A 19,179-nucleotide genomic window follows, 5' to 3' on the forward strand; every position below is an offset into this window, starting at 1 on the left:
CATTGGAATGATTGGGGTAGTAACACATCATAATTTTGATAATTGAATGATTGTCATTTACAATAATCTGTAAAAAACTACCTGCAAATACAGTTTATTCTCTAATAAAAATATTCGCAGTTCGCTAAATAACTGGCTGCTACTCTTTAATTATCGAGCTACTTTCTTATGAACAATGTGCAACCTTCAACAAATTCATCGAATTTACAAAAAAAAGTAATGCTCAACCAAATTCATCATAACCGCATAATACGAATATTATTTATGGCGCTAGGCGGTTTTTTCTTCTTCATAGGCTTAGTCGGTATTATTCTTCCAGTATTACCTACCACCCCTTTCATTTTACTAACGGCAGCATGCTGGGCTAAAGGGTCTGATAAATTCAATCAGTGGCTTCTCAAACATAAAGTGTTCGGTGAAATGGTAAAGAACTGGCAGCAGCATCGAGCTATTCCTCGTAAGGCAAAATATTTGGCTTGGTCAATGATGGCTATGTCATGCGGTATGTTGTTTTACCGATTTTCTGATAGTTTGCAGTGGCTTGCTTGGGTTACATGCGCAATATGCATCACTGTTACTGTGTGGATGTCTCGACTGCCGGACGCTTAATTTTTCCTACTATTACAAGACGTTTTCCTGACTCCTTGCTAAGCCTTTGCAAAAAGTAAAATACTCTAAGATAATATATTTTCCTATTTGTTAATGATTATCGTTTACAATGTAACTATATTGTTTTATTATATGAAGAAACTATCAGCAATGTTATTAACAATTAATATTATTTCCTTTGACGACGAGGCTGATGTGAAGAAAATTGTGCTTATTTTTACTATAGGAAATTTGGAATGCACGAGGATTCAACTTATAAGAAGTCGATATATATACCTAGTCTTAAAGGTAAGTCTAAAACCCTATTAAGTATTCTTGTTGGAACTTTGATGTATCAATCAGCCATTGCGGATACTCAGCACCAAGAAGAAAACTTACCGATGTTACATATGGACACGATAACTGTTTATGCTAATAAGCAGCCCCCTATAAATGTAGGGGACGACCTTAAAACGGCCAAGACGATATCAGACAACCTAATTGACAGTGATAAAGATTTAGTCCGTTATAACCCTGATATAAGTGTGGCAGATGCAGGAAGATATGGTAGCAATGGCTACGCCATCAGAGGGGTAGATGGCAATAGGGTAGCTTTAAACTTAGATGGCGTTAGCTTGCCAGATAAGCAAGTCAATGAAATATTTTCAGCTTATGGATATATGTTTGAGGGTCGATTTTCACCCGATGTAGAGCTTCTGTCAGAGGTGGAGTTTGAAGTCGGGGCGGACTCTTTTAATTCTGGTAGTGGTGCAATGGGAGGGTCTGTTAGTTTCAAGACCAAAGACCCAGAAGATTTAATAAGACCTGATCGTCAACTTGGTGGTTATATCAAAACAGGTTATAGCAATAGCAATGAAGAATTTAGTAACGCTTTTGGTTTAGCAGGGAAAAACGATAAGGTTGAGGCAATAATTAATTATGTGCATCGTGAAGGACATGAAACAAAAAATCACCGAATGTTAGATTTCGATAAAAACAAACTAGATCCTGCCTATGATTTTATCAATGATCCAGACTATAAATATCCCTCTACAGGATACAGATCTAATACAGCAGCAATATTACCTGACCCATTAAGTTATACAACAGAGGCAACGTTAGCAAAGTTATACCTCCATTTGAACGAAGAAAACCGATTAGGTTTTCATGCCACTAAACAAAAAACGGATAGAGTATCCAATAACTTTACCAGACAGACTTTTGCTTCAAGAATTGGTAAGGATACTGCAGAATTAGAAAGTTATGGCATCAGTCATAGATACCTACCTATTACTAGTGAGTTCATAGATGAGGTCAATACCACTTTAACTCAGCAAAAAATTACAGGAGTGGCTAATACAGAAACTTATAGCCAAGTATGGGGATCTGACTCTTATAGGGTAGATGGAGTGAAGCATCGGCCTCAAGAGGACAAAACCATACAACTAAGTATAGAGGCAACAAGCTTACCGTTAGAAACTGAGAAGCTAGGCTCTCATACTTTGTCAGTTAATACAAAATATGCAAAGACGGACCATAGATTGACCTTAGAAGAAACTTATATTCCTTCTTCAGGCAACCCCAGTTCTTGGTACGATTTTATTGGGCCCTCAGTGAAGCAAGATATCTTCAATGTGGCCATTCAAGACAAAATAAATTTAACGGAAAAGCTCGATACGACGATTGGACTTCGGTATGACAATTATAACTACAAACCCTATATGGATGAAATCAATAAAAAAGGCATCGAGAAGGCGAGCAAATATTATCCGGTACGTATTGATTATGAGAATGGCGAGTTTGATCACAATAATAAAATGGACAATATAGGAGGGATGTTTTCCATAAACTACAAACTTAGCCCATATTTACAGACCCAGTATCAGCTATCTACAGGATTCATGGCACCCGCTACCAGCCAAATGTATTCAGCATTTGAGATGATGGGAAACAGTTTGACGCCCAATGTTCATCTTAAGCCTGAGAAATCTATCAATCATGAACTTAGCTTGTCTGGCCAGTTTCAAGATTTAAGTTTTACAGCTATAGGTTTCTATACTAAATATAGTGACTTTATCAGTTTGTTGAATTCTCAAGAGGAACAACAACGATGCTATGAAGATTTTTCGACCGGCCAATCGGTTTGTTCACCCCTTTCTATAAATATACTCAGCGCCCAAAATATTGGTGACGCAGAGACTTATGGATTGCGTTTAGGAGGCGTATGGGATGTTGGACAGCTTGCTGACCTAGAAGGAGATATTCGAGTAATTGCTAATTTAAGTTATGCCAAAGATAAAACTGATAAAGGAACCAACTTACTTGCGACTCAGCCTTTGAATGTCACATTCGGGTTAGGTTATGAAGCCCCTAAAAAGGATTGGCAACTGTCTGCGAATCTAAGGTATTTAGGCAGAAAACATGCTGAAGACGCAAAAGTAGCTACCTTAGAATCAAATGGTTATAACATGCCTTATGAAAATGTCATTGCTCCTTATAAGCACATTGATAAGTCTAAATCGGCTTATGTATATGATGTTTATGGCAGTAAAAGACTAGGTTCTAATTTAAAACTATCAGCAGGGGTGTTTAATTTATTTAATGCTAAATATGTTCCATGGGACAACTTGCGTTCGTTAGCAGAATTAAACGTCAACTCTATGGTAGATGACCAAGGGGTTGGCATTGAAAGATTTACGGCACCAGGAAGAAATTACAAAGTAGGGTTAACCTACGAATTTTAGCCCATATGTCTTGGATAAAATACATAAAAAACTATCAATAAAAACCCAAAAATATTTTGGCGTGCGCTCAATCTAAAAAAAGCTAACTAAATAGGATGAAATGGGAGAGCGCCCCTTAAATTAATAAATATAGGAAACAGTGATGAACTTACCTCTTAGTGAAGCATTAAAAAAGCACTCCCGCCAAACACATGATAGTGTTGACATGCTCGTTTTATCTATGGAACCATTTGCCTCTATAGAAAATTACAGTAAATTTTTACAAGCACAAAATGCTTTTCACGAAGTTTTGAAACCTATCTATGAGAATCCCAGCTTAAACCTTAAGATTAAGGGACTTAATAGTCTATCACGCTTAGAACAAGTAGCCATGGACATGCAAGACCTTCACGTTAAGACTATGTTAGTCGATGAGGCTATACCTAGTCCAAGTGAGTTTGAATCTATTGGTTGGCTTTATTGCTCTGAAGGTTCAAATTTAGGCGCCGCAATTTTATATAAAGAAGCTCAAAAAATTGAACTTACAAGTACTCATGGTGCAAAACACCTATCTGCACATAAAGATGGCAGAATGGTGCATTGGCGTAAATTTAAAGAGCAATTAGATGGCTTAGAATTGACACTAACACAACGCCAACAAGCATTAAAAGGAGCTGAAGATGCCTTTGCATTTTTTAAAAGGGTCATTCGACAAGTAAATTATGCTGAAGAAACGGTGTAACGGTCATTTAGATTGAATGGTTGCTGACATACATGGTCATCAATGTAATTCGAACGCGCCTTAAAGCAGACGTTCGGTTTTTTAATGCCATATTGAGTAATCACTGAGCTATGCTGAGGAAACTGAACCGCCCCGACTTTATCGGAGAGTGATTTACTTGAGTCAGGCAGCGATGCCTGACAGGGTTAAATTATCATAATACCGCTTTTCAAAATCAAAAGGTGACACATAACCAATCGTACTATGCAGTCGTGTTTTATTAAACCAGTCCACCCACTCAAGGGTTGCCAGTTCAACATCGTTCACACCAGTCCAGTTTTGCTTTAAATAATGAATCACCTCAGACTTATAAAGCCCATTGACCGTTTCAGCCAATGCGTTGTCATAAGAGTCGCCTGTTGTACCAACAGAGACAATCACGCCAGAATCCGTCATTTTATCAGTATAGCGAATGGATAAGTACTGAACCCCTCGATCACTGTGATGAATGATATCTTTGGGATGGTTTCTATCTGCTATTGCTTGATTTAAAGCCGCCATCACCATATCGGTGTTCATACGATTAGATACCTTCCAACCAACGATAGCACGGGCAAACACATCAATAATAAAAGCGGTATAGACCCAGCCGCTTGTCGTCTTGATATAGGTAAAATCTGCAACCCACAGCTGGTTAGGACGATAAGCGCTAAAGTTACGATTGACTAAGTCATCAGCGCGCTTTTGGTCGTCACGGCTGTTGGTGGTAATCTTGCCTTTGCCACGCCAGACGCCTTGTAGGCCATACTGCTTCATTAATCGCTCTACGGTACACCGAGCAACCTTTAACCCGTCAGCTTTCATCTGCTGCCATACTTTACGCGCACCGTAACGGCATTTGCTGTCCTGCCAGATGCGTTTAATCTCGCTGAGATAGTAGTCGTCATGCTGACTGCGCAGTGAGCGTTTTTCAGGGTAGCTCTCCAAGTCTTTAGCACGGTGATAGGTTGATGGGGCAATCGGTAATACTCTACAGATCAGCTCGACCCCATAATTATTCTTATGATCGTCGATGAATTGAATCATGATTTTAGTCAGCGGTCGAGCTCCGCCTGGGCGAAAAAAGCGGCAGCCTTACGTATGATCTCATTGGCTTGCTTGAGCTCTCTGCATTCGCGTTCAAGCTCCTTGATGCGCTCTTTATCACTTTGCGCTTGCACCGATGCAGGAATAGTTTGATCGATGTGTTTTTTATGCCACGACCGCAGGGTTTCAGGCGTACAGCCAATCTTAGGGGCAATGGCTTGAATCGCTGACCATGTGGAGGGATAGTCGCCCAACGCTTCTATCAGCATGCGAACGGCGCGTTCTTTAATCTCAGGAGTGTAGGTTTGTTTTTTCATTGTCGTATTCTCTCAGAATGTTGAGTCTCCGACAATTCCGGGGCGGTTCAATCCGTGACTGGACGTCTGTTTTAGATCGCTTTATGTTTGATGACTGTATCAGTAAGCCTTTAACCTAAACGTCAATTACACAGAATCTGAGATATTTTATCCAAATTAAAAAAGCCATAAAAGTCATTGCTTTTATGGCTTTACTATTCTGTTTTATATTTTGAAGCTTAGACCTAGCTTTAAGCTAAATAAGCTCTTTTAATTCAGTCAGCTTGTCTAAAACTGCATCAGGTGAGTATCTTAACAGCTGCTGCTCATTTTGTGCACCAGATAGCACACCTAAAACTAGCCCACACCCTGCATTCCTACCTTCTTCAATATCGATACCACTATCCCCTGCTTTTAACACCTGCTGTGAGTTATCAATATTAACCTGTTTCATTGCAAGAGTAATCATATCAGGGCCTGGACGGCCATTGTCTACATCATCGGCTGTTATTAATGCATCTACTTGATCCCCCACAGACCAACCTAAGATAGTTAAAATTTTATTAGCAGTCTTAGCATCATATCCTGTATTTAATACCACTTTACGACCGCTCACCTTTAACTGCTCGAACAACTCTGACATGCCTTCAAACTCAGATAAGGTCTCCTTGCTATAGGCAGTTGCAAGACTGTTTTTAAAGGTAGCAAACGCAGTATCCGTTAACAACTCAATACAAGCATCAGATAAATCTAACCTGTTTAAAATATCGCGGATGGCGTTGCGTTTTTCTTTCCCTGCACCATATTCTAAACATAACTCAAGACTCACTTGTTTATCTGACTTGCCAGCGCTATTCAGTGCTTCATTGATGGCATTACATACGGTTTTATAGACTAGGTTACCTTCATTTACTGTTGTGCCAGCCATATCAAACACACAGAGCTTAATATCAAAAAATTTGTTTTTAATACTGTTTAAACTATCACCATGTGAGCTGCTGCTCATTATATTATTATTTGCTGTATTCATTACTTTGATTCCAATACCAATTCAATTAACTCTTCGCCAAATGCGAAACCTGTTGATGCCCCTGTACCACTGGTGACTGCACCGACCACCACGCCTTTTTCAGGTGATGCCTTAAATACCACGTCATCTGCACTTGGATATACACCCAACCAGTGCTGAGTAATATCCATCTCACCAATATCCATCACCTGCTTAAATTCATTAATGATTAGATCATCAATTTGAGTGTCTCTAAACGGTAGTTCTCTATCACTATAATCATGACTATCGCCAATGATTAGTGAGCCATCTTCAGACTGAACCACAATTAGGTGGACACCTGCTTGACGCTCTACACTTTGAATATCGTCAAGTAAGCTTTTTAGTACCGTAGCTTCAGGTAACTGAGCAAATCCATCATAACGGGCAAAGCTTAAATCTGACATGACAGCAGCATTTAATTTAAATGTTTTTTTGGGCATGACTCGCATCATATTTAGCGTGCACATTTTAGCCTTTGTCTTAGTGAACACGTTTGGATATAAGCCAGTAAAGTCCGCTCCGGGGCAGACCACACAGTGCTCAGCATTAAGTACACCGCGACTGGTATGCACTTTTGGTAATTCCACTGAAGTCACTGTAGTATGGTTGTAAAAATTCACACTCTGCGTCTCTTGTAACCAATGAGCCAGCTTAGCGACTGCAGTATTAGACTCCACTCGAAGCTCATGAGGACTATATAACACCCCTTTTCCCTTGTTCAGATAAGGCGCGGCTTCATTAATTTCAGACTGTGTCAGTAGTCGGCACCCCTCACCCATTTCTGTCTTTAAAAAAGCTTGTGCAACATCTACCGCTTCAGGTCGCTGCATTAACATATGCAGACCGATATGCTCTACCTGAATACCTGCTTTTGGCGCAATATCGGCCCAAACATTACGAGAGTGCATGGCGCGTTGCCAATGCTCACCTCGACGCTGACCACTAACGGTCACAAATCCAAAATTACGAACAGAAGCATCTTTGTTCTGAGATTGGCGTTCTACAACCGCAACACTCAGCCCCTTTTTAACGGCGGCGTAGGCGCTTGCCAGCCCAACGATACCCCCACCTACTACAACGACATCGTATGTTTTATCAGAAAGTATTTTGCTCATTGTCATACCTGCTCTTCCCATATATCTTTATTAATTAGCCCTCTACTTGCTTAACCTATGAACTAATATAGCTAAGCATGAATGGGCATTATTTTGATTCAACTAAAATTACTCACCATGGAAAAAAGCACGGTGCTTATCTAACAGCTCGGCAGTTAATGGCTCTGGATAGGTCTTAGAGTTATCAATCTGATTTTCAGCAGCTACTGTCTCACCGTCATACACAATATTTGGATAAATTTCTAATAAACGTGGGCGAGCTTTAGTGACAATTAACTCAGCCATTTTCATTGCTTTAGGATTGGTTTTCTCTCCTTTATCAATAACAGCAACCGATTCAGTCAATGTGTAATTACCTTCACTAGGATCAACAAAATCAATTGGTAAACCTTTTGCCTTATTAGCGACTGCCTGATGACGTAGACCGAAACCGATAGGCACCTCACCTGCCATTACCTTTTTAAGAGGACCAGAGCCAGATAGCTCTAAATTAGGTCCTGCATTTTCACGAATAGCATTCATGATTTGTTGACCTTCAGCATCGGTGCCATATTCAGCAGCAATGTCTTGTACAAACAACCAACCAGTTGATGAACCATTTGGATCAACCATAGAAATTTGATTTTTATAAATAGGATTCGCTAAGTCTTTGGCACTGGTAGGTATGGGGAGATTATTGGCTTCCATCTCTTTGGTATTGAGTAAGATGGCACCCGTAAAGCTGAGGATCGGTGCATAATAATTAGGCGTCGCAATCTGTGGATTTGCCGTAAATGCTAACGCTTTAAACATTGGGTTCTTTGCTTGAGCACTTTCGATATAAAATGAGCTCATTGTCACCATATCAGCTTCAATATTTTTTCCTTCTGCTAATAGTCGTCCACCAAGCTCACCTGTTCCGAATGATTGAAATATGTATTGTCCTTCAAAGCCTGCCTCATCAAGCACCTCTTGAATAACCTCGACTGCCTCTTCATCAGCATTACTATAAATAATCACCTCCTCGCCAGCCGTATCTCCCGAGCTTTGCGACCCACAACCTGCTACTAAAACTCCACAAGTTAATCCCGTTATTATCGTTTTAAATAAATTCATTGTTTTCCCTGATTATTTGAATAGTTAAAAATTAAATTAGTTTTCATCACATTAAGGCCTAAACTGTTTTGAAATATCTAAGCGACCGTCGTCACTGTGGTTTTTTTCACTTTTATTTTTGTTGTGCCATTAATGCTTCTGGTATAAAGATATCGCGCCACTGCGAAGAATATTAATGCCGTGATATTTGTGAGTAGTACCATCAGCGACAATATAAAAATCTCATCAAAGCGGGCGAAGTGCTGTAGTTCAACAATTTTTGTAGTAAGCACCATCGTCTTTGCACCTGAAATAAATATCACAGCACTGATGCTGACCATCGCACTGATAAAGAAGTACGATGCTACTTCGATAAGCGTAAATATTGAGTTGGGTACAACAATTCGGCGTAAAGACTGTAGCCATGAGTCTCCAAGTAAAGAAGCTGTGGTCTCCCAACCTAGGTTCATTTTTGATAGTGCGTTTTTACTCATGAGATAAGGTGTCGAGAAGTAATGAATGATATTACTAATCACAATAATGAAGATGGTGTTCGATATCGATGAGCCTGAGAAAACCATCAGGTAAGCAATACCAATAACCATACCTGGAACTGTATTGGTTACTAATGCTGAGCTTTCGATCGTTAACTTCCCTATCTTGAATAACCCTGAGCGCTCGTATATCAACGCGGCAACATAGGTAATAATAGTGCCAAAAACAGCCGTTAAGGTCGCGACAATAAGTGAGTTCTTATACACTCGCATTAGGTTCGAGGACTCGATCACCTTAGTAAAGGTGTCTGTACTAAACGCCATCTCGTAAGGCCATGTCTTAATCCATGGAATGATGAATATCACAGCAAATACGAATAACAGTGAAATCAAAATGCCACTGGACAATACCCCAAGAATCCTGTCTTTGACTTTAGAGGTAGGCAAGTCAAAATGCTCTACTGAGTCATACCTGACATTAAATCGAGCCACATACCAAAGCAGTAGAATACTCAAGACAGAGGGGATTAACATGAACAAGGCAACCACAGAGCCCTTTTCAAACGAGGGAGATGCACCCAGTATTTGGGTATAAAGCTCAGTGGCTATAACCTTATACTGACCACCAATAGAGGCTGGAATACCAAAGTCAGTAAAGGCCAAAAAGAAGCATTGAATGATAGCGGCTGCAAAAGTACCAATTAAGGGACGAATGACCGTCATATCTATCTGGCGTAAGCGTGAATCGCCCATCAGTTCTGATACGATCACGAACTTCTTATCCAAATATTGAAAGGTATTGTTAAGCAGTAAAAAGGCTATTGGTAAGGTATAGATGGTGTAGCCAAGCCACATACCATAGAAACCATATATGTCTTCAAACAACTGAAAGCCAATTATCTTGGTGAGCAGACCTTGCTTACCAAAGGTGTAAATAATGGCAAATCCATAAGTCACTGTTGGCAATAGCATGGGAAAGAGTGATGCAAGCTTAATGGTTTGTTTAAAGCCCTTTGGCAAGTTAGTCCAGTGCACCGTATAAGCAAGGATAAATGCCAAAAAGGTGGCACTCATCGCACTAACAATGGCGACAAAAAAACTATTTAACATCACTTGTCTGAAGTCATTACTGCTGATGATATCGACATAGTGGCTTATACCTAATCCATCAGCCACATTAAATGACAGCACCAACATTTTACCCAAAGGCACAAACATAAAGACGAGAAATAGCGCACCAATGAAAAGCCACGAAGCTTTCATTAGCGGTGAGTTATTAAGTTTCATAATGACCTACGCGCAAAATAAGTAAGTTTTGAAAGACCAGCATTGGCCTAGTGCGATTAACCTTTGGAGGTATCTTTAATGGATTTAGCAGCTGTGCGCTGGATTATGGAATTGATATCTTCAGTGACTGAACTGCCATCTAGCACAGGTCTCATTTGAGTGTATTTTTCTAATGGATCAGCTGGTGCATCGTCCGTTTCAAATAGGCTCAAGATATTACGACGTTTGATATTGAGCTGATTTAAGATAAAGCTCTTAACAAAATCATTGGCAGGGTTTTTGATGATTTCTGATGGTTTGGCATATTGAGCTACTTTGCCGTCTGATAACAACAAAATGCGATCAGAGAGTGTCATCGCTTCTTCAGGATCATGTGTCACAATCAAAGTGGTTAGCTCATAACGCTCTGCAATCTCGCGAATACGTGCCTTAATGGTCTCTTTAATAACCCCGTCTAAGGCAGATAAAGGCTCATCTAATAATAAAATTTTCGGCTTCATCACTAGAGTACGCGCTAATGCAACACGCTGCTTTTGCCCACCAGAGAGCTGGCTGATTCGCTTGTTCAAATGCGGCTTAATCTCCAAAAGGTCAACCAGCTCATTAACCTCCGCTTGTGTGCTGACGTTAGGTCTATTACGTAGCCCATATTCAATATTCTGCTTTACATTCAAGTTAGGGAACAACGCATAGTCTTGGAATACAATATTGAAACCTCTGTGCTTCATAGGCACACGTGTGATGTCTTCCTTATCATAGGCAAGTCGACCAGAACTAATATCGGTTAGACCTAAAATAATATGCAGCAACGTGGTTTTCCCACAGCCAGATGGGCCCAATATTGAAACAATCTCACCCTTATTTACCTTTAGGGAGATATCCTCAAAAATAACTTTGCCATCATACTTCTTAGTCACATTTCTTAGTTCTAACATAATTTTCAGCCCAAACTTATATTGTGGGGTTGGCAGTGAGTAATAACTCAAGCAGATACACTGAAATAAATTGTTCAATGCTTTAATCGTTTACACGTAACTAATATAGAAGATGAATATGACAGTTTGGTGTCAAATATAAGGTTAGCTTATACATTTAATCATTCAGTCTTATTTATCGTGTATAACTTCTCGTACTTCCCAGAGATAAGCCTGACAGTCTCTGCAACTGAAACCTATATGAAAAACGGGGGTCATATGACGAAAAAACCTTACACCTATAATCAGCTAAATATCTTAAACTCTGTGCTTGAGGAAGGTAATTACACGCAGGCGGCTAAACATTTGGGTGTGTCTCAATCTGCCATTAGCCAAGCATTATCTACGCTTGAAAACAATCTTGGGTTTAAGCTATTTATGCAGCGTGGCAGGCACTTTGTGCCAACAGATTACTGCTTAGAGCTTGGAACGTTAACGAGTAAAGTGCAAGCAGTTGAAGATGAACTAGATCAGCTGATTCAAAGGAGTAAAGTTTTTGAATCAGCTATATTGAAGGTGGGTCTATGCAGCCCGCTGCCGGGCACTGAAATTATTAGGCAGTTTAGTAAGCGCTATCCCAAGCTACAGACTGAAATCTATTTTGGTAATTTCCATGAAACGTTTAGTAGAGTGGTTAACGGTCAGGTAGATGTTGGTATTCTTGCAAATGTTCCAAAAAGTGACAAGTTACAGTTTAAGAAATGTGCTACCCAAAGGCTTGTTGCTTTGTGCTCACCGAACCATGCTTTTGCATCAAGAGAATCTATAAGCTTAACTGAATTAGCGACCGAAACCGTTATATTCCGCACGCACGGCTCTACCACTCAAAAACTTATAAATGAGGCGCTAGCAAAAATTAATTTAGAGATAACCCCTACGTATATCGTAAACACCCAAGAAAGTGTTTACGATGCGGTTTACCAAAACTTAGGTGTGGGATTTGCATGGAGCGAAAGCGCGATCAGAAAAGGTGGTTTTGTGAAGGTACCCATTGCGGAGCTACCTTCAGATTATGATGAGGTGGTCTTTTCACTCAAAAATGTAAACAACTTAGTGGTGACTGCTTTGATGAACTCTTTAGATACCTCTGGTTAGACTATTTGAAAAAAGCATCCTAATGTTTTCAATATATACGTATCTTGCGAAGTAAGTTTTCTGCATCAAATCCATTTATCATAATTGATCTCTTGGGAACAATTAATGTGGTTGTGGAGTAAGTGTTTAGTTCATTTGAGTACCGGTCACGCTTATTTTTACCTGCATGATTAGTGATAAGCAATAAAGGATTAGTGCTAAGGCTAAAAAAATAAAAGTCAGAGGTAAAAACAGGCTTTCTTGAAGCACGCCATCAGAACCAATGTCACCGTAAAACAAGCTTTCCATCAGTCCAGACAGTGCAGCAAGGGCCAGCATAATTGAGCCACTAACAAATAATTTAGACGTCATAAAAGCTCCATAGGCTCATATTTAAGCATAATAAGTCATTTTAAATTTAGAAGCATTCATCAAGTCATGAGTGCCTAGGCCTATATCGTATATGAAATAATACGCGGATTGGGCGCGCTCCTATTTTTTCATAAACTATTCATACTCGGTCTTTAAAATTATCAATATTCATGAAAGTGAATTTATCTGTCGTTGACTATAAAAACTTGTGAGATCAAGCTGTAGATCCAAACTCAAATCACTATCATCTGTTCTACTAGAAAATCTAAAAAAACACGTGTTTTTGGTGAAACCATATCTCGCTTTAAATAAATAGCGTAAGTAGCACTCAGTTCTTCATAGGGACTAAAAACATGATCTGGCATGACTTGAACTAATGACCCTTTCGCCAATTCATCTTTAACAGCCCACAGTGGTATTAGCGTCAGACCTGTATGATTCAATACCAGCTGCTTCTGACCATTCACTGAGTTCACTGAAACCTGACTATTAATAATCAACTTTTTACGATCTTCTGCTATCAAAAACCACTCTTTCCAACCGTTATAACCATATCGGATACATTGGTGATCAGCTAGATCGTCAATCCTACGAGGCGTGCCATTATTTTTTAAATATTGGGGGCTTGCACACAGTAGAAAATCATTAAATACCAAGCGTCTGTCAATCATGGTCGAATCAGATAAGCGTCCACTTCGAATAGCTACGTCAATATTTTCTTCTATAAGATCCACAACCCGCTCTGTTAACTCAATTTTTATATCAATATCTGGATATAACGACATAAATTTCGGTATTAACGGTAATACCATGCTTTCACCAAAACCGACTGTCATGCTGATTTTCAGCTTACCCTGTGGCATTATTTGCAGGTCATTAACGGCTCTTTTGGCATTATCAAACTCTGACACAATTCGCTGAGAGTATTCGTAATATTTGTGCCCCGCTTCAGTCAAACTGGTGTTTCTGGTCGTTTTATTGAGCAGACGTACGCCCAACTCCTTTTCAAGCACTGCTAACTGCCGTGAAATGGAAGACGGCTGTACATCAAAGATGCGGCTGGCCTCTGAAATGCTACCGGTTTCGACAACACTATTGAAGTATGCCAGTCGATTTATTGAGCTCATTGCCACTCCTCTATTAAGTTGATAGGTATTCCATTTAACTGTAACCATGGCTTGCTCAAAAAGCAAAAGTAATTTGTTTACTGGGTAATGGTTTGCTGGATTAGCAACGTCTAAACTTATTGTCCTGAAACAAACAATAAGACATTCACACCAGTAAAGGGTAATAACATGAAAGCGATGATCATTAAAGAAATCGGTACAACTGCAGTTTTTCAATTGGAAGAAAAACCAAAACCAACGGCAACACTAGGTCATATGGTTGTGGAAGTGAAAGCCACTAGTGTGAACCCTATTGATACCATGCTGCGCTCAGTCGAGCTGCCTTGGTCGGAGAATTTGCCAGAGATACTACACGGTGATGTAGCTGGTATTGTGAGCGAGATAGGTGCCGACGTCACTGAATTTAGTGTTGGTGACGAAGTTTATGGTATGGCTGGTGGCCTCAACGGTATTGATGGTGCACTTGCTGAATTCATGTTAGTTGATGTGCGTTTAATGGCTAAAAAACCTAAAACACTCAGTATGAAGCAAGCTGCAGCCTTGCCGTTGGTCGCACTCACTTCTTATGAAGCACTCGTACAAAAAATGAATGTCAAAGAAGGCGATAATGTCCTGATTCATGGTGCAACAGGGGGCGTTGGTCATATTGCCGTTCAGCTAGCAAAAGTACTTGGCGCGACAGTCACTGCTACCTACTCTCCTGCTAATTGTGCACTAGCACAAACACTAGGCGCGGATCATCTAGTGGATTATACAACAGCGGAGGTTGATGACTATGTGGCGACGTATACTGACAGCGTGGGTTTTGACAAAGTTTTTGATACAGTAGCTGGTGATAATATACAAAAATCTTTTCAAGCAGTTAGATTCAATGGCCATGTCGCCACTATTTTACCGATTGCTGATCCATTGCAAGTTGCTCTCAAAGCCTTATCCTTTCACGCTGTTTTAGTGCTCATCCCATTATTTCATGGCGTCAACCATGAATCGCACGGTCGTATCCTGAAAATGATTGCAGAGCTGGTCGATAGTGGCAAAATCACGCCTATCATAGATGATAGTAACTACTCTATTTGGGAGGTAGCGCGCGCGCATGACCACCTTGAATCAGGTAAAGCAGTGGGTAAAATTACGCTTACTATAGAGTGGTAAGGTTACCGAATAGACACGGTCACAGGCTTTGAACTCCTCTATCCTAGTGCCCTGACTTAGACCCCATCGAGAGAAATGGGTACAAACCAATATTCCACGCCAAGAATGGATAATGGTTTTTTAAATTGCTAAATGATGTGGGCTGTCATAAATTTATTATGAATGGCCCATATAACGATCTTCTGAAGGAATAAAAATTATGATGAGAAAAACGTTACTGCCAAGCGTGCTGTTATTAAGTCTGACTGCGTGCCAGAACACTAATACACAGGGCCTTGAGACAACAACGGTTTTACAAAACGACCTACCGACGACAACCTCAACCGATAAGTATACTAACAATATAACGGGCGATTACGTCACAGATGGCTATACAAAGCGTAACGAGGGTTATGACTGGTTTGCGATCAGCGTACGTGATGCTGGTCAAGATGCTATTAGTGTGTCTATTCGTTCTCGCATAGACAAAAAGAAACCTACTTGTACATTAGACACCGTACTTCATAAAGCTCATGATGGACGGTATCAGTTTTGGGTAGATAATAACCCCGTTTATTTGCGCTTTAATGACAATAGCTTATCCATTGAAGGTGAAGAAGCCTATCTACAAAAAACAGCTTTTTATTGTAGCGGCGGTGCAACGCTTGGTGGCGTATATCAAAAATTAAGCGATACGCTGGACACTCAACAATTGGACAATTCGCAATACGCTACATCACTCAACTATGGTGATTTTTCTACTCAAGTGACCAGCACCTCTGACGGCAATGGTGGTTATGTCTTAAAAATCCAGCCTATAGGCGAAGACATTATTGAGCGACCAATTAGCGATCCTGTTGTTAGTGCTGATGTGGGTGATATGAATGGCGATGGATATCCTGAAATTCTAGTATTCACCCAAAGTGTGGGTAGTGGCTCATATGGTGACGTGATTGCTTATTCGAGCAATAAAGGGCTGTCGTGGAGTCAAGTCTCTTATCCAGAGCTGACTGATACACTCAAACAAGGTTATATGGGGCATGATGAATTTTTGCTAGTTGAGAATGTGTTGGTTAGACGTTACCCACTCTATTTAGAAAACGATAGCAATGCCAATCCACAAGGTAAAACACGCCAAATCCAGTATCGTATGATCGAGGGTGAAGCTTCTCGTCAGTTTGTGGTTGACGCGGTTAATGAGTTTTAAGCACCTCTTAAAAGTTTACTGGATAATAGGATAAAGCAAGTGCTATATAAAAACTTTAAAATACAGTTAATTTTAGCATTAACTGTATTAACTAGTGCCTGTACAAATATGGACCTTGTTCAAACTACAGCTATTAATACTGTATTTGAAGAGACGGCGCTGGTAAAAGCTAAACCAATAGCTATCGAAAAATCGAATATAAATTTTGACAGTCATCCAATTGCAAAACGTTATAGAACTGTGATTAGTGGGGAATATGCAAAACAGGAAGTAAATTTTGCAAACCATTACGTAGTAATAACATGGGGCTGTGGTTCAGGCTGTGTCAGTGGTGCGATGGTCGATAGCCGAAATGGAACGGTTTACCCTTTACCAGAAGATAAAGAATGGGGTGGTAATGGCACATATGTTACATTTGAACAGGAAAGCAATATTTTAACGTCAGTATGGGTAATTCCGACCCCAACAGGCGATACTGAAGAAACGCGAAAATACTGGAGATGGGATGAGCAATCTAAAATATTTGCACATACTTCTGCATTTTCAACCTATCTTGAGAGTAAATAAGAGAGAAAACCTGTGAAAAAAATTACCAAAGTGCAAATGGCAACGATAATCGCCATAGTCTTTTGTATTGTATGGGAAATTTATATAGGTATATGGTCTAGAACACAAGTTGGAGCGATAATAAGAGTAGATATATTCATTATTTATCCAATTTTGATCGCTCTAATTATTATTTCAGTCAAACAATATATAAAGAATAAGCGAAGCAATCATAGATAAAGAAGCTTAAGAACAGTGCTCGATGAAAAATTAAACTTTTCTTTTTGATGCTCATTTTTGCAAACAGGACATATGTCATGCTTACCCTTCATATTGTTAACGGCGCATCAGCTTCTGGCACTTTAAAACATTATTTCGAACAAAATAAGCTTGATGGTACAAACCAAGTATTGTGCTTTGATGACTATTTGGCCATTGGCCCTTTATATGACGGTAATAAAGTCAATGATCATCAATTGTTAAACCAACGAGCCAACTATCTATTTGATATGTTACAAATAGCGCATCTCGAAGAATTCGCTGACGCAACTATTGAAGATCAATGGTTAATAGATATTACTAAAGACATCAGTAAATTATGTCACTTTAACTTTACTCATTACCACAAAGTGGTTATATGGCATGGAGATAATGCGCCTGAACGGTCGTTACTCTATTTGTGTTGCCATATAATTGATGAGCATAAACTCTACCATATCAGTATTAACGACTATAACCTCTCTACTCATATGCTACGTGGAGTGGGTGCCTGTTCTCTTGAAATGTTAGATTTCCTGCATAATCAAGAAAAAAAGATTAATCCCGTAGATTGCGTGCAATATGCACAACTATGGCAAACGCTCGTTAAGTCCTCGAAGCGACCTGACAGCTTATTGCGAATTTTTGAGAGCAACGAAGTCAAATCTGTTGGTGAAGATTATTTTGATAAACAAATACTGACGCAATGCCAAGAACAAGGTCAAGGAAATTTTGTATTAATGATGGCATTGGTTGGCCGTGTTCTGGGGTTAAGTGAGCAGCTTATTACAGACACTTTCATTATCGCTCGAGTCTACTATTTAATCCAAAATACCAGTCTTGAGTATCAAGGAGATTTGGATCAGCCGCGTCAGTTACAAGTTCGAGTCAGAGATTAATCATAATCACCAGCCCTAAATTCTAGGAAAATATCATGAATGTTTTGAAATCTGGCTCAATCATCTCGTTAGTGACATTAGTCACGCTAAGTGGCTGCCAGTACGCTAATACAAGACTAGAAAGTCAATTAAAGAAAGAGCCATCTGAAGTCATGCAGAAACTGTTTAGTATCGAAACTGATAGACAGTTTTATATCACTTTTCCTGACCACAAGAATCAAGTGGCGTTAACTGAGTTTGTCAGTGCCAATGACAGCCAAGATAGCAAACCGTATGTGAGAGGTGTATTAGCAGATAATAAAAATTATTCAGTGTCACTGGACTATAGAAATATCACCGCATTAAATGGCTCAAAAAATCAAAATATTGTTAAGTTCATCGTTCCTTATACATTAACCAATAGTAACGCTGTGTCAGATGAAACACTGTCTACTCTAGATAATCCAAACCTACCCAGCAACTCACTGTATTTAGGATTTTTCGAGCTAGATTATATTACCAATAATATTACTCAATACGATCAACAGCTCCTAGGCAAGTACAGCACTCTGACTGCGATAAGCTATGATGGACAAGATACTGTTAATATCAACATACGTCAGTACCCAACAGAGACTGACCAAAATAAAAATGTCAGATCCAGTTTTCACGACCTGACGTTTAAAGTGGGCGAAGAGATGACCCTGATTGAAAATGTGATTGTAGAATAATTATTTATTGGCTTTGGGTATATCCCAGCGGAACCGTCTATAAAGCCTTTTAAACCTATTAACAGACTATTTATTTTCTGTAATAGTAGACTTGAAAAATATGATTTTTATAATAGAACCAACTCATAACTCGTACTACGCCCTGATGCTACAAATTTTTGTATCATACCCTTCTCTACTAAATCATTAATATCTCGTAGTGCAGTGTCTATAGAGCACTTGGTTATTGTCGCCCATTTTTTAGTGCTGAGCTTGCTATGAAAATTAGTCAGCAAAGTATTTGAGCTATGCTGAAGAAACCGTAGAACCGCACTTTATAAACCAAGCGTATTAACAGGAATCTGCTCATATACCTTGTCTTAACACGATAGACTTGACATTATAAAAGCTCTCCAGAGTTAACTCATAGCTCGTATTACGTCCTGAAGCCTCAGATTTTTGCATCA

The 19,179-nt window shown here is 39.5% G+C and carries 17 protein-coding genes and 1 other annotated feature; of the genes, 9 read left to right on the forward strand and 8 right to left on the reverse strand.

Annotated elements, in window-relative coordinates; translation table 11 throughout:
* Positions 1-168: 168 nt before the first annotated feature.
* The 3 genes from HCZ91_RS04480 (at position 169) to HCZ91_RS04490 (ending at position 4,053) form a co-directional block, all read left to right on the forward strand.
* Positions 169-609, forward strand: a complete 441-nt coding sequence (locus HCZ91_RS04480; protein WP_045456021.1) for a YbaN family protein — start codon at positions 169-171, stop codon at positions 607-609.
* Positions 610-845: 236 nt separating this feature from the next.
* The gene (locus HCZ91_RS04485) at positions 846-3,332 is read left to right on the forward strand and encodes a TonB-dependent hemoglobin/transferrin/lactoferrin family receptor (protein WP_238050877.1); all 2,487 of its coding nucleotides are present in this window, start codon (positions 846-848) and stop codon (positions 3,330-3,332) included.
* A 142-nt stretch (positions 3,333-3,474) separates the two neighbouring features.
* The gene (locus tag HCZ91_RS04490) at positions 3,475-4,053 is read left to right on the forward strand and encodes a biliverdin-producing heme oxygenase (RefSeq protein WP_179798448.1); all 579 of its coding nucleotides are present in this window, start codon (positions 3,475-3,477) and stop codon (positions 4,051-4,053) included.
* A gap of 162 nt (positions 4,054-4,215) precedes the next feature.
* Here HCZ91_RS04490 and HCZ91_RS04495 read toward each other — a convergent pair.
* From HCZ91_RS04495 to HCZ91_RS04520, 6 genes are all read right to left on the reverse strand, one after another.
* Positions 4,216-5,435, reverse strand: a protein-coding gene (locus HCZ91_RS04495; protein ID WP_179798449.1) for an IS3 family transposase whose coding sequence is annotated in 2 segments (ribosomal slippage) — positions 4,216-5,150 and positions 5,150-5,435 — 1,221 coding nt in all. Because the reading frame shifts where the segments join, the coding sequence is not laid out codon by codon here.
* Positions 5,044-5,160, reverse strand: a sequence feature (AL1L pseudoknot). It overlaps the preceding gene by 117 nt.
* Before the next feature lie 235 nt (positions 5,436-5,670).
* Positions 5,671-6,444, reverse strand: coding sequence for a phosphonatase-like hydrolase (locus HCZ91_RS04500; protein WP_179798450.1), 774 nt, complete (start codon positions 6,442-6,444; stop codon positions 5,671-5,673).
* Positions 6,444-7,580, reverse strand: coding sequence for a TIGR03364 family FAD-dependent oxidoreductase (locus HCZ91_RS04505; protein WP_238050880.1), 1,137 nt, complete (start codon positions 7,578-7,580; stop codon positions 6,444-6,446). The genes HCZ91_RS04500 and HCZ91_RS04505 overlap by 1 nt, the downstream gene beginning before the upstream one ends.
* A 108-nt stretch (positions 7,581-7,688) precedes the next feature.
* Positions 7,689-8,675, reverse strand: coding sequence for an ABC transporter substrate-binding protein (locus tag HCZ91_RS04510; RefSeq protein ID WP_179798452.1), 987 nt, complete (start codon positions 8,673-8,675; stop codon positions 7,689-7,691).
* Positions 8,676-8,752: 77 nt separating this feature from the next.
* A complete protein-coding gene (locus tag HCZ91_RS04515) occupies positions 8,753-10,435 on the reverse strand; it encodes an iron ABC transporter permease (RefSeq protein WP_179798453.1) in 1,683 nt (560 codons plus the stop codon).
* Positions 10,436-10,491: 56 nt separating this feature from the next.
* The gene (locus HCZ91_RS04520) at positions 10,492-11,370 is read right to left on the reverse strand and encodes an ABC transporter ATP-binding protein (RefSeq protein ID WP_179798454.1); all 879 of its coding nucleotides are present in this window, start codon (positions 11,368-11,370) and stop codon (positions 10,492-10,494) included.
* A 258-nt stretch (positions 11,371-11,628) separates the two neighbouring features.
* Between HCZ91_RS04520 and HCZ91_RS04525 the strand changes: the two genes are divergently transcribed.
* Positions 11,629-12,504, forward strand: coding sequence for a LysR family transcriptional regulator (locus HCZ91_RS04525; protein ID WP_179798455.1), 876 nt, complete (start codon positions 11,629-11,631; stop codon positions 12,502-12,504).
* A gap of 126 nt (positions 12,505-12,630) precedes the next feature.
* Here the strand turns inward: HCZ91_RS04525 and HCZ91_RS04530 are convergent, their stop codons facing one another.
* On the reverse strand, positions 12,631-12,855 hold the full coding sequence (locus HCZ91_RS04530; RefSeq protein WP_179798456.1) for a DUF3955 domain-containing protein: 225 nt from the start codon (positions 12,853-12,855) through the stop codon (positions 12,631-12,633).
* A gap of 233 nt (positions 12,856-13,088) precedes the next feature.
* On the reverse strand, positions 13,089-13,982 hold the full coding sequence (locus tag HCZ91_RS04535; protein WP_179798457.1) for a LysR family transcriptional regulator: 894 nt from the start codon (positions 13,980-13,982) through the stop codon (positions 13,089-13,091).
* Between the two features lie 168 nt (positions 13,983-14,150).
* Between HCZ91_RS04535 and HCZ91_RS04540 the strand changes: the two genes are divergently transcribed.
* From HCZ91_RS04540 to HCZ91_RS04560, 5 genes are all read left to right on the forward strand, one after another.
* The gene (locus HCZ91_RS04540) at positions 14,151-15,134 is read left to right on the forward strand and encodes a zinc-dependent alcohol dehydrogenase family protein (protein ID WP_179798458.1); all 984 of its coding nucleotides are present in this window, start codon (positions 14,151-14,153) and stop codon (positions 15,132-15,134) included.
* Positions 15,135-15,333: 199 nt separating this feature from the next.
* Entirely contained in the window at positions 15,334-16,320 is a 987-nt protein-coding gene (locus HCZ91_RS04545) for a hypothetical protein (protein WP_179798459.1), read from the forward strand.
* A 39-nt stretch (positions 16,321-16,359) separates the two neighbouring features.
* Positions 16,360-16,887, forward strand: a complete 528-nt coding sequence (locus HCZ91_RS04550; protein WP_179798460.1) for a hypothetical protein — start codon at positions 16,360-16,362, stop codon at positions 16,885-16,887.
* A gap of 296 nt (positions 16,888-17,183) precedes the next feature.
* Positions 17,184-18,023, forward strand: coding sequence for a DUF3658 domain-containing protein (locus HCZ91_RS04555; protein WP_179798461.1), 840 nt, complete (start codon positions 17,184-17,186; stop codon positions 18,021-18,023).
* Between the two features lie 35 nt (positions 18,024-18,058).
* Positions 18,059-18,733: a hypothetical protein gene (locus HCZ91_RS04560; protein WP_179798462.1), complete on the forward strand. Its 675-nt coding sequence runs from the start codon at positions 18,059-18,061 to the stop codon at positions 18,731-18,733.
* The last annotated feature ends 446 nt before the right edge of the window (positions 18,734-19,179 follow it).

It is taken from the genome of Psychrobacter sp. BI730, assembly GCF_013414195.1.
GTDB lineage: Bacteria > Pseudomonadota > Gammaproteobacteria > Pseudomonadales > Moraxellaceae > Psychrobacter.